At 65.8% G+C, this 11,798-nt stretch carries 13 protein-coding genes; 6 read left to right on the top strand and 7 right to left on the bottom strand.

Annotated features, from left to right (window positions below; translation table 11 throughout):
• Nucleotides 1-40: 40 nt before the first annotated feature.
• Entirely contained in the window at nt 41-196 is a 156-nt protein-coding gene (locus WN73_RS41590; RefSeq protein ID WP_074077234.1) for a DUF3096 domain-containing protein, read from the bottom strand.
• 224 nt (nt 197-420) lie between these two features.
• On the opposite strand from WN73_RS41590, the gene WN73_RS41585 reads away from it, so the two are divergent.
• Nucleotides 421-774, top strand: a complete 354-nt coding sequence (locus WN73_RS41585) for a DUF1236 domain-containing protein (protein ID WP_028175611.1) — start codon at nt 421-423, stop codon at nt 772-774.
• A gap of 298 nt (nt 775-1,072) precedes the next feature.
• Here WN73_RS41585 and glyS read toward each other — a convergent pair whose 3' ends face one another.
• The 6 genes from glyS to WN73_RS41555 form a co-directional block, all read right to left on the bottom strand.
• Entirely contained in the window at nt 1,073-3,172 is a 2,100-nt protein-coding gene (gene glyS, locus WN73_RS41580; protein WP_028175610.1) for a glycine--tRNA ligase subunit beta, read from the bottom strand.
• Nucleotides 3,172-4,107, bottom strand: a complete 936-nt coding sequence (locus WN73_RS41575) for a glycine--tRNA ligase subunit alpha (protein WP_011085322.1) — start codon at nt 4,105-4,107, stop codon at nt 3,172-3,174. The genes glyS and WN73_RS41575 overlap by 1 nt, the downstream gene beginning before the upstream one ends.
• Before the next feature lie 188 nt (nt 4,108-4,295).
• Nucleotides 4,296-4,487 carry a hypothetical protein gene (locus WN73_RS41570; protein WP_028175609.1) on the bottom strand — a complete coding sequence of 64 codons (192 nt, stop codon included), beginning with the start codon at nt 4,485-4,487 and terminating at the stop codon, nt 4,296-4,298.
• Nucleotides 4,488-4,603: 116 nt separating this feature from the next.
• Nucleotides 4,604-5,512: a S49 family peptidase gene (locus WN73_RS41565; protein ID WP_028175608.1), complete on the bottom strand. Its 909-nt coding sequence runs from the start codon at nt 5,510-5,512 to the stop codon at nt 4,604-4,606.
• Between the two features lie 216 nt (nt 5,513-5,728).
• Entirely contained in the window at nt 5,729-6,490 is a 762-nt protein-coding gene (locus WN73_RS41560; RefSeq protein WP_028175607.1) for a tRNA1(Val) (adenine(37)-N6)-methyltransferase, read from the bottom strand.
• Entirely contained in the window at nt 6,483-6,710 is a 228-nt protein-coding gene (locus WN73_RS41555) for a putative signal transducing protein (RefSeq protein WP_011085319.1), read from the bottom strand. Before WN73_RS41555 ends, WN73_RS41560 begins: the two co-directional genes overlap by 8 nt.
• Before the next feature lie 132 nt (nt 6,711-6,842).
• Here WN73_RS41555 and WN73_RS41550 point away from each other — a divergent pair, with 132 nt between their 5' ends.
• From WN73_RS41550 to WN73_RS41530, 5 genes are all read left to right on the top strand, one after another.
• Nucleotides 6,843-7,850, top strand: a complete 1,008-nt coding sequence (locus tag WN73_RS41550) for a polyprenyl synthetase family protein (RefSeq protein WP_028175606.1) — start codon at nt 6,843-6,845, stop codon at nt 7,848-7,850.
• A gap of 460 nt (nt 7,851-8,310) precedes the next feature.
• A complete protein-coding gene (locus WN73_RS41545; RefSeq protein WP_028175605.1) occupies nt 8,311-8,826 on the top strand; it encodes a winged helix-turn-helix transcriptional regulator in 516 nt (171 codons plus the stop codon).
• 1 nt (nt 8,827) lies between these two features.
• Nucleotides 8,828-10,090, top strand: a complete 1,263-nt coding sequence (fabF, locus tag WN73_RS41540; protein ID WP_028175604.1) for a beta-ketoacyl-ACP synthase II — start codon at nt 8,828-8,830, stop codon at nt 10,088-10,090.
• Nucleotides 10,091-10,134: 44 nt separating this feature from the next.
• On the top strand, nt 10,135-10,767 hold the full coding sequence (locus WN73_RS41535; RefSeq protein WP_011085315.1) for a LysE family translocator: 633 nt from the start codon (nt 10,135-10,137) through the stop codon (nt 10,765-10,767).
• Nucleotides 10,760-11,638 (top strand): alpha/beta fold hydrolase, encoded by an 879-nt coding sequence (locus WN73_RS41530; RefSeq protein WP_028175603.1) that lies wholly within the window; start codon nt 10,760-10,762, stop codon nt 11,636-11,638. Before WN73_RS41535 ends, WN73_RS41530 begins: the two co-directional genes overlap by 8 nt.
• The last annotated feature ends 160 nt before the right edge of the window (nt 11,639-11,798 follow it).

Genomic DNA, 11,798 nt, shown 5'->3' with positions numbered 1-11,798 from the left:
GCAGGCCCGCGCAAGTCGAAGAGTTCCGGAAAATGAAGGCCTAGAGATGGAGCCACTTCAACAATCCGAGCCCTATCGCACCATTTATGATGAGAAAGATCGCGACGATGAGGTTGAGAAGCCGCGGCATGATCAGGATGAGCACGCCCGCAATCAACGACAGGATCGGCGAAATGTGGGCGACAGTGATGTGCATGAATTATCTTTCCGTGGTGGTGGGGCGAATCGCGGGCGGATCATAGCGGACCCGGTTCCGCGGGTAGAGACGCACTAGGGGTCGCACGAGTTCCCGCCTTCGCGAAAACTGCCCAAAAATGCCGCGAATGCGGCAAGGCATTTTCCGGAACATCGCGCGCGTCGCAGCATTGGCAACCGGTCGCGCCACTGGCGCCGGCTGAAATCATGTCGAAGGAGTTGCCCATGCGGAACAGGATTCTCGCTCTCGCAGCGCTTGGCGTCGCGCTCGGTGCGCCGATTGCGGCACAGGCGCAAACAGGCATTACGGTTGGACGCGCGCCCGTCGTGGTCGACGGCGGCCCGACGATTGCGGTCGAGCAGCGGCCAGCCTTCCGCGACTATGTCATCGAACAACGCGTTCCGGCCTTTCGCATCCCGGATCGCGTAGTGGTCGGCGCCACCTTACCCGAGAGCGGCGTCACCTATTATGACGTGCCGCAACGTTTCGGCGCCACCACCTATCGCTACACCGTCGTGAACGGCGAGACCGTGCTGGTCGAGCCGCGCTCGCGGCGCATCGTCGAGGTGCTGGACTAGATCCTCGACGGACACGTTCCTTTCGAGCGAACCGGTATCCACTTCGCTCGAAAACGCATCGTTCAACTCGATGTCCGGCGCGTCAAATCAGGCTGACGCGTGCAGTGTTAGAATCGGACATCAGGCCCCGCCCGGTTTCCCCCGCCGGGTGGGGCTTTTTTGCGCTTCGTCATTCCGGGGCGCGCCATTTGGTGCGAGCCCGGAATCCATTTCTCTGCATCACGCGCGGCACGATGGATTCCGGGTTCGCGCTTCGCGCGCCCCGGAATGACAGTAGTGTTTGCCGCTCGGCCGCGCCTCAATCCTGGATCTTCGAGAAGTCCGCGACCGCACGCGTGGCGCTGCGGATCTCGTTCAGCAGCTTCAGGCGGTTCTCGCGCACCTTTGGATCATCGTCATTGACGCGGACCTTGTCGAAGAACGCGTCGACCGGCGGGCGCAGCTTCGCCATCGCGCTCATCGCGGCGGCAAAGTCCTCCTTCGCGACGGCGGTGCTGGCTTCCGCCTGCACCTCGCCGATCGCCCTGGCCAGCGCCTTCTCCTCGCCGAGGCTGTAGAGCGCAGCATCGGGCGCACCGTCGAACGTGCGCTTGTCCTTCTTCTCCTCGATCGAGAGGATGTTGCTGGCGCGCTTGGTGCCGGCCAGCAGGTTCTTGCCGTCGTCGGATTCGAGGAATTTGCCGAGCGCATCGACGCGGCGAACGATCATCAGCAGGTCGTCCTGGCCACCGAGGGCGAACACGGCGTCAACGAGATCGTGCCGCGCGCCCTGCTCGCGGAGCTGGACTTTCAGACGGTCGGCGAAGAAGGTAAGCAGGTCACCCGGAAGCTTCTGCGCATCGGCTGGCTTCACCGACAAGCCGGCGAGTGCGGACGCAGCCACCTTCATGAGCGACAGCCGCAACGTGTTCTCGGCAATCAACCGGATCACACCCAACGCCGCGCGACGCAGCGCATACGGGTCCTTGCTGCCCGTCGGCTTCTCGTCGATGGCCCAGAATCCGACGAGGGTGTCGAGCTTGTCGGCGAGTGCCACCGCGACGCTGACCGGGTCGGTCGGCACGCGATCGGCGGGGCCCTGCGGCTTGTAGTGCTCCTCGCACGCCGCCGCGACGGAGGCATCCTCGCCCTGGGCCAGCGCGTAGTACTTGCCCATCAGGCCCTGCACCTCCGGGAATTCGCCGACGACTTCGGTCAGCAAATCCGCCTTCGCCAGATGCGCGGCACGCGCCGTCTTGGCAACATCGGCGCCGACAAGCGGCGCGATCTCGGCGGCGAGCCGCTCGATGCGCGTGATGCGCGCGGCTTGCGTCCCGAGTTTCTCGTGGAACACGATCTGCTCGAACTTCGGCAGGCGGTCCTCGAGCTTGGTTTTGAGGTCCGTCTCGTAGAAGAACTTCGCATCGGAAAGCCGCGCGCGGATGACGCGCTCGTTGCCGGCGATGATGGTCTTGCCGCCATCCGTCGCCTCAATGTTGGCGACCAGGATGAACTTGTTGGCGAGCTTGCCCGTCTTGGCATCGCTCACGACAAAGCACTTCTGGTTGTTGCGAATGGTGGCGCGGATCACTTCCGCGGGGGTCGCCAGAAATTCCTGTTCGAACGAACCCATCAGCACGACCGGCCATTCGACGAGGCCGGCGACCTCGTCCAGCAGGTTCTGGTCCTCGACAAGCTCGAAACCTTGCGCAAATGCAAGCTGCTTGGCGTCGGTGAGGATCGCGTCCTTGCGGCGCTCCGGATCGAGCACGACCTTCGCATCCAGCAGCTTCGCCTCGTAATCCTCGAAGCGGCGCACATTGATCGCGGCGGGTGCCAGGAAGCGATGACCGTAGGTGGTCTGGCCGGCTTCGATGCCGTCCACCGCGAATTTCACGACATCGGGCTCTTCGGTCTCGAGCCCAAACGTCGCGGTGATCGCGTGCAGCGGACGCACCCAGTTGAGTGAGCCCGGCTTGCCCGAACGCGCGCCCCAGCGCATCGATTTCGGCCAGGGGAAGGTACGGATGATGACGGGCAGGATCTCCGCAAGCACGTCGATCGCGTCGCGGCCGGGTTTTTCGATCAGCGCGATGTAGAAGTCGCCCTTCGGATCGCGCTGGATCTTGGCCTCGTCCAGCGACTTCAAACCAGTCGCTTTCAGAAAGCCCTGCACGGCCGCATCGGGCGCGCCCATTTTCGGTCCGCGGCGTTCGGTCTTCAGGTCGGGCTGGCGCGCAGGGACTCCGTGCACGGTGAGCGCAAGGCGGCGCGGCGTCGCGAAGGCTTTCGCACCCTCGTAGACGAGGCCTTCGGCGACCAGCTTGTCGGTGACCATGCGGCGCAGATCGTCGGCCGCCTTCGCCTGCATGCGCGCGGGGATTTCTTCCGAGAACAGTTCAAGCAAAAGATCGGGCATCAGGCCGCTCCGCCCGCTTCAGTATGGATCCAGGCCTCGCCGCAGGCCTTTGCCAGCTCGCGGACGCGAAGAATGTAGCTCTGCCGCTCCGTCACGGAGATCACGCCGCGCGCGTCGAGCAGGTTGAAGACATGGCTCGCCTTGATGCACTGGTCATAGGCCGGCAGCGCCATCAGGTGCTCTTTCCGGTTGCCCTCGCGCCAGCCCGCGTCGAGATATTTCCGGCAGGCCGCTTCCGCCATCTTGAACTGCTCGAACAGCATCGCGGTGTCGGCAACTTCGAAGTTGTGCTTCGAATATTCCCGCTCGGCCTGGAGGAAGACGTCGCCATAGGTGACCTTGGCGTCGCCGTCGCGGCCGTTGAAATTGAGGTCGTAGACGCGGTCGACGCCCTGCACATACATCGCGAGGCGCTCGAGCCCGTAGGTGAGCTCACCCGCGACCGGCGCGCATTCGAAGCCCGCGACCTGCTGGAAGTAGGTGAACTGGGAGACTTCCATGCCGTCGCACCAGCATTCCCAGCCAAGGCCCCAGGCGCCCAGCGTCGGGCTCTCCCAATCATCCTCGACGAAGCGGATGTCGTGCACGGCGGAATCGATGCCGATCGCGGCGAGCGATTTCAGGTACAGCTCCTGAAGGTTCGGCGGCGACGGCTTCATGATCACCTGGAATTGGTAATAGTGCTGCATCCGGTTCGGGTTCTCGCCGTAGCGGCCGTCCTTGGGCCGGCGCGAGGGCTGCACATAGGCGGCGTTCCAGGGTTTTGGCCCGAGCGCGCGCAGGGTGGTCGCCGGATGGAAGGTACCCGCGCCCATCTCCATGTCGTAGGGCTGCAGGATCACGCAGCCCTGCTCGGCCCAGAACCGCTGGAGCGCGAGGATGAAGCCCTGGAACGAGCGTTCCGGGCGCATATGGGCGGGCAAGGAGGCGTCCATCGTCAGATCAGGCTCTCGCGGGGGGTTTTGAATCGCGCGGGACCGTATCGACGGCAGGGATGGGAATCAAGGCAAAGGGGGTGGAAATGGCCGTCATTCCGGGGCGCCCGAAGGGCGAACCCGGAAGCTCGAGATTCCGGGTTCGGTCCTGCGGACCGCCCCGGAATGACGCCGTGTGGAAGGTGCAGCTAACCCGGGCGATACGCCCCGGTCACGGGGTCACGCTTCAGCGTCTGGATGTCCCCCATATGGGCGGCCTCGGCGACGCGCGCGAGGCGCATCTCCTCCAGCTCCTGGTTGATCCGAACAGCGGTCTTGTAGGCCCAGCGGACCACGGCAAGCCCGCCCAAGACGCCCGCGAAAGCGACGAACGGCGGCATCGGTCGATCCTTGTCTAGTGCTCAGCCCCCACGCACATTCTTGCGCAGACCGGGCCGCGCCGCAATTGGCCCGGCTTCAAGTCTCCTTGGGACCAAATGGCGCGGAAGACCGCGCCCTAGAACCCGAATTTCGCCCAAATCGCCCGCGTTTCGACCGCCGAGATCAGCTCGTCCGGCAGCCCGGCCATTGATTCCAGGGCCGAAAGCTGGCCTGCGCCGGGCGATTTGCGCCCCAGAAGGCCGGACAGCAGCCCGGTCGGCTGCGCGATCACGGGGGTGAGAACCTTCTCGCCATAGCGGGCACGAAGAGTTGAGCGGAGATCGCCGATGCCGTCGGCCAGCCCCAGCGCGATCGAACTCGCGCCGGCCCAGTATTCGCCGGTGAACAAGGTGTCGTCCTCGCCCTTGAGCCGCGCGCCGCGGCTCTCCTTCACCAGCGCAATGAAGATCTGGTGGATCTCGCGCTGGAGCGCCTTGAGCTTGGCGACGTCGTCGGGGTTTTCGGGCAGGAACGGATCGAGCATCGCCTTGTGCGCGCCGGCGGTATAGAGCCTCCGCTCGATGCCGAGCCGCTTGATCGCGTCCTGGAAACCGAAGCTGCCGCCGACCACGCCGATCGAGCCGAGGATCGAGGACGGATCGCAGAAGATCTCGTCGCCCGCACAGGCGATCATGTAGCCGCCCGAGGCCGCGACGTCCTCGACGAACACCAGCACCGGCAGCTTCTTCTCCGCCGCGAGCTGCTTGATGCGCAGATAGATCTGGCGCGACTGCACCGGCGAGCCGCCGGGCGAATTGATCACCAGCGCCACCGCCTTGGCGTTCCGCATCGAGAAGGCCCGCTCCAGCACCCGCGCGACGCCTGCGAGCGTCATGCCCGGGCGCAGCGGCGTCACCGCACCGATCACGCCTGACAGCCGCACCACCGGCACCACCGCCGTGCCCGGGCGGAAGCGCGCCGGCAGATATTGCATGAGCTTGTCGGCCAGGCCGGAACTCTCACGATCGTTCAATTGTTCGGCCATGCCGTTACCTCTGTTTAACCAATTTTTATCACGCGACTGTCATTGAAAGTGCCTGGAACGTGTTTTGCAGAATTCCCGTCGGGAAGCTGCAATGAAGCAGCGGAGGAAACGCCATGAAGATCTATCTGCTGTTGATGCTGATCGGTGCGCTTTTCACGGCGATTCGCTTTACGTCCCCGCAAGAACAGCAGTCGGAATCGCTGCCGCAGTAGGCCGTCACAGCTCCGCCAGCGGCAAGACTGCCCTTCCCTCCAGAATATCCGTCACCTCTTTTTTAGGCACGTGTGACTCTTCGTTAAGCATGAGGCCCGGCAGCAGGCGCGTCGGCGCCCTGCCGCCTTTGATCGCGCGCACCAGCACGCGGATCGCGGGCCGTCCCGCTTCGCCATGAACCGGCAGGATCGCAAGGCTGCCGAAGCCGCGTGACAGCGCTGCCAAAATCTCGGCGATTCCATCCGCGCGCCAGATCAACGTCAGCACACCGTTCGACCGGAGGATACGCCGCGCTGCATGCACCCACGCATGCAGCGTCTCCTCCGTCGCCACATGCGCGGTATGGCGCGCCTGGTCCGGCGAGCCGCGATGGCGCACCGGATCGTTGAAGGGCGGGTTCATCAGCACACTATCGACGCTGTCGGGCACGAGCCCATGTGCCACGAAAGCCTGCGCATCGGCCGTGACGTCGAGCACGATCGTCTCGGCGGCAATCGCGTTCGCCGCCGCATTGGCGCGCGCGAGCTCCGCCAGTTCCGGATCGATCTCGACCAGGCTGAGCCTGATCCCCGCCACGCGCCGGCCAAGCGCCAGCCCGGCCGTGCCGATGCCGGCGCCGAGATCGACCACGCGGTCGCCCGCTCTCGCCTCCGTCGCCGCCGCGAGCAGGATGGCGTCATGCCCGGCGCGATGCCCGGACCGCTTCTGCTTCAGCCGCAACTGGCCGCCGAGAAAGGCGTCCTCGGTGATGTCGGCCTCAATCATCGCCGCGCAGTTCGTGGCTGAGCCCCGCCTCGGTCAGGAGCTGCCGGGCCTCCTGGGCGTCGTCCTCATGGACCAGGATCCGCCGCGGCAAAATGCCGAGCGAGCCCTCGATGATGCTCATGTTCTGGTCCAGCACCAGATGATGGATATTGGCGCCGTCGAGCAGCGCGCCGATCGCCGACACCAGCACCATATCGTTGGTCCGAACCAGTTCACGCAAAACGCAGGTCTCCTGCCTGAAAGGGGTTAAGCGGCAAATGTCAATGGTTCCGCGGCACTTGCCGCGTCCGCCTCCAGTTTCTATTGTATTTCCATCAGAATAGCCCTTCCGGGGCAAATATTGGAGACCGGCGTGGCCGTCATCGTACCTTTCGAAACTCCCGGCGCGTCGATCGAAGAGCTGGTTGCCCTTGTCGCCGGTGACATGGAGCGCGTCAACGCCACGATCCTGTCGCGGACCGGTTCCGACGTAACCATGATCCCGGAGGTCGCCAACCATCTGATCTCCTCCGGGGGCAAACGCCTGCGACCGATGCTGACGCTCGCCATGGCGAACCTTGCCGGCTACACCGGCGACGGCCACATCAAGCTGGCGGCCTCCGTCGAGTTCATGCACACCGCCACCCTGCTCCATGACGACGTCGTGGACGAGAGCGAGATGCGCCGCGGCAAGCTGTCGGCGCGCATGCTCTGGGGCAACGAGGCGAGCGTGCTGGTCGGCGACTTCCTGCTCGGCCAGGCGTTCCGCATGATGGTCGAGGTCGGCTCGCTCCGCGCGCTTGACATTCTTTCCGCGGCGGCCGCCACCATCGCCGAGGGCGAGGTGATGCAGCTTGCGGCCGCCAAGAACACCGCGACCACCGAGGACGAATATCTCGCCGTGATCCGCGGCAAGACCGCCGAGCTGTTCGCCGCCGCCTGCGAGGTCGGCCCCGTGATCGCGAACCGCCCGAAGGCGGAACAGACCGCCTGCCGCTCGGTCGGCATGAATCTCGGCATCGCCTTCCAGCTCGTCGATGACGTGCTCGACTATGGCGGCAAGAGCGCCAAGCTCGGCAAGAACACCGGCGACGATTTCCGCGAGGGCAAGATCACGCTGCCGGTCGTGCTCGCCTTCCGCCGCGGCAACGACACCGAGCGCGCCTTCTGGATCAAGGCGCTGGAGCGCGGCGAGATCGGCGATTCCGACCTCGACCACGCCATCGGCCTGATGAACAAGCACCGCGCGCTCGAGGACACGCTGAGCCGCGCCCAGCACTACGGCGCAATGGCGGTGGACGCCCTGGCGCTGTTCCCGTCGTCGCCGATGAAGAGCGCGCTGGAGCAGGTCGTGGCGTTCTGCCTGGCACGGTCGCATTGAGCGCTGCGGCTTAGCGTACTCTCCGATTCTGCTAACACCGTCATCCCCGCGCAACGGCAAGGCCGTTGTCGCTGGAGGTGCGAGTGATGGGGCGCGAGAAGCGCGCCATCGGGAGCCTCGAAGGATGAACGGCCGAGATGCAGCCGGGCCGGCGCCCTTCGAGGCTCGCCCAGCGACGCTGCTGCGTCGCTCGCCTCGCACCTCAGCGTGACGGTCATAAGTATGGGCCCACTGCATCAACACCGTCATTGCGAGCGCGGTGAGGCAATCCAGAATCCCTCCGCGGAAACAGATTGGATTGCTTCGCTGCGCTCGCAATGACGGAGCAAGGCGCGCGGGCGTTTCTCTTCAACTGGCATTTTACTCAGAGACATAAGTTCGCTTTCTCACAACGTTTTAGCAACGCCCTTGCCATGCCTAGTTACTTGCATTTTGCAAGTTACTATCCTATCCTCCCGCCATGCAGCCCAAATCCCCCTCCATCCTGGAATGCCCGGTGGGCCGCGCCGTGGAGACGGTCGGCGAATGGTGGAGCATTTTGATCCTGCGGGATGCGTTCCAGGGCGCGACGAAGTTCGACGAGTTCTCGCAAAATCTCGGGATCGCGCCGAACATCCTGTCGCGGCGTCTCGCCCATCTCACCGCGTCAGGCATGTTCGTCCGCCGCCGTTACAGCGAGCGGCCACCGCGTTACGAATATGTGCTGACGGACAAGGCGCGGGATTTCTTCCCCGTGGTCGCCGCGCTGCTCGCCTGGGGCAACAGGCATCTCGCACCGAAGGGCGAAGCCATTCTGCTGGCGAGCCGGGCCGATCGTCGACCGTTCGACCCGGTCGTGGTCGATGCCGCCGACATGCAGCCGATCACGCTCGACAATGCGGTCATCATCGCTGGGCCGGGCGCCAGCCGCGGGATGCGCAAACGGCTCGCTTCGCTCAAGGCCATGAACCCGGCCATTGCGCCGGCTGGAGATTGACATGCGTCGTATCGTCGTGACGGGAATGGGCGCGGTGTCGCCGCTCGCCTGCGGTGTCGAGCTGTCCTGGCGCCGGCTGCTCGCCGGCCAAAGCGGGCTGCGTCCCCTGCCCGAATGGGCGCAGGCGCTCCCCGCACGCATCGCGGGCCTCGTGCCCGACAAGGCCGGCGATGCGGACGGCGGCTTCGATCCCGCGCAGGCCGCCGCGCCGAAAGACCAGCGCAAGATGGACCGCTTCATCCTGTTTGCGCTGCTCGCCACCGCCGAGGCGGTCGCGCAGGCCAAATGGACGCCGCAGGATGCGAGCGCGCTGGAACGGACCGCGACGGTCATCGGCTCCGGCGTCGGCGGCTTTCCGGCGATGGCGGAGGCGGTGCGCATCACCGAGCAGCGCGGCGTGCGCCGGCTCTCGCCATTCACGATCCCCTCGTTCCTCGCCAATCTCGCCGCCGGCCACGTCTCGATCAAATACGGCTACAAGGGACCGCTGGGAACGCCGGTCACGGCCTGCGCCGCCGGCGTCCAGGCGATCGGCGATGCCGCACGCATGATCCGCGCCGGCGAGGCCGACGTTGCGATCTGCGGCGGCGCGGAGGCCTGCATCGACATCGTCAGCCTCGGCGGCTTCGCCGCGGCGCGCGCGCTGTCGAGCTCCTTCAACGAGGAGCCGAGGCGCGCCTCGCGCCCGTTCGATCGCGACCGCGACGGCTTCGTCATGGGCGAAGGCGCCGGCATCCTGGTGATCGAGACGCTCGAGCATGCGCTGGCGCGCGGCGCGACACCGATCGCGGAGATCGTCGGATACGGCACGACGGCGGACGCCTACCACATGACGTCGGGGCCGCCCGATGGCGACGGCGCGCGCCGCGCCATGGAGATCGCACTGCGGCAGGCGCGGCTTGAGCCCGGCGAATTGCAGCATTTGAACGCGCATGCGACGTCGACGCCCGCCGGTGACGAAAGCGAGCTTGGCGCGATCGGCGCGCTGTTCGGCCGTAGCCGCAGCATCGCGGTGAGCGCGACCAAATCGGCCACCGGCCATCTGCTCGGCGCCGCCGGCGGGCTGGAGGCGATCTTCACCGTGCTCGCCTTGCGCGACCAGGTCGCGCCGCCGACGCTCAATTTCGAGAACCCCGACGCGAGCGCTGATGGCATCGACATCGTCTCAGGTAGCGCGCGGCCGATGCCGATGCGGCACGCCATCTCCAACGGATTTGGCTTCGGCGGGGTGAATGCCAGCGTGATCTTCCGCCGGATGGACTAAACGACGGGCCTTGCAATCGTCCCAAGCATCGCTACGACAGCAGGATGACCGACACGAATTTCTGGCTGTTCCTTGCCGCGGCGTCTCTCATTGCCGCCATTCCCGGCCCCGGCATTTTCTACGTCGCGGCGCGGACCTTGTCCGAGGGGCGCGGCAGCGGCTTTGCCTCGACCGCAGGCACGGCGCTGGGCGGGCTGGTTCATGTCGTCGCCGGCAGTCTCGGCATCTCCGCCATCATTCTCGCCAGCGCCGAGCTGTTTGGCGCCGTCAAATTCGTCGGCGCGCTCTATCTGGTCTGGCTCGGCATCAAGACGTTTCGTAGCGCCGGCCGCGCACTGTCACTGGAGAGCGAGCCCGTCGGCGACAGGCGCGCGTTCCGCGACGGCGTGCTGGTCGAGGCGCTGAACCCGAAGACCGCGGCGTTCTTCCTCGCCTTCATTCCGCAATTCCTCGATCCCATGGGATCGAACCCCACGCTGCAATTCATCGTGCTCGGCGCGATCTCGGTGACGCTGAACACGCTCGCCGATGTCGTCGTGGTGCTGATGGCGTCCGCGACGCGCACGCAACTGATCGGACGGCCGCACCTGATGCGGCGCCTCACCCAGGGCTCCGGCGTCTTCATCGCGGGCCTCGGACTCTCGCTCGCGCTGGCGCGGCGGCCGGCAAATGGCTAGCGCCCCGCAAAGCCGCTTCTATGAATCGCACGGCCTGCGGCTGCATTATGCCGATTGGGGCAACGCGGGCGCGCCGCCCCTCATCCTGGTCCACGGCGGCCGCGATCATTGCCGCAGCTGGGACGTCATCGCCAGATCGCTGCAACCGCATTATCACGTGCTGGCGCCCGACCTGCGCGGCCACGGCGATTCCGACTGGACCAAGGGCGGCAGCTACGCGCTGACGGAATATGTGTACGATCTCGCCCAGCTCGTCCGCGGCGTCGCAGCGCCTCAAGTGACTCTCGTCGGCCATTCGATGGGCGGCATGGTGAGCCTGATCTTTACAGGATCGTTCCCCGAGCAGGTCGCGAAGCTGGTCGTGCTCGACGGCGTGACCATGTTGCCGGACGCGCCGAAGCCGCCGGCGCACGAGCGCATCGGCAAATGGGTCGGCCAACTCGACAAGCTGCACGACCGCACGCCGCGCCGCTATTCGACCCTCGCGGATGCCGCAGCGCAGATGGTGCTTCACAACAGACGGCTCTCCCGCGACCTCGCGCTGCATCTTGCAACGCACGGCGCGCGGCAGAACGAGGACGGCACCTATAGCTGGAAGTTCGATCCCTACCAGCGCGCCTCTGCGCCGCACCGGCTCTGGCCGGACGATCACGTCGAACTCTGGTCGCGCATCGCCTGCCCGACGCTGCTGCTGAATGCCGGCGAAAGCTTTCTGGCCGGCGCGAAGGCAGCAGGCCTGGAGCGCTACTTCCCGCAGGCGCGTGTCGAGACCATCGCCGGCGCGGGGCACTGGCTGCAGCATGACAAGCCGCAGGAGGTGTTGGGTGAGATCCGGCGGTTTCTCGGGCTGGCCGAGGACGGCGCAGGTTAGCTCCACTGCCGCAGGGTGGGCAAAGCGAAGCGTGCCCACCACTTCGATCGCGTCACCTGGATGCATGGTGGGCACGGCGCTATCGCGCCTTTGCCCACCCTACGGCAGTCCTTTGTGTGGCACGCTACATCCACGTCATTTCGAGCGCAGCGAAGCAATC

Origin of the sequence: Bradyrhizobium sp. CCBAU 45394 (genome assembly GCF_028128655.1) — a bacterium.
In the GTDB taxonomy this organism is placed as follows: Bacteria; Pseudomonadota; Alphaproteobacteria; order Rhizobiales; family Xanthobacteraceae; genus Bradyrhizobium; species Bradyrhizobium diazoefficiens.
Note: the sequence above shows the minus strand (reverse complement) of the source record. Positions and strands in the feature narration are given on the sequence as shown.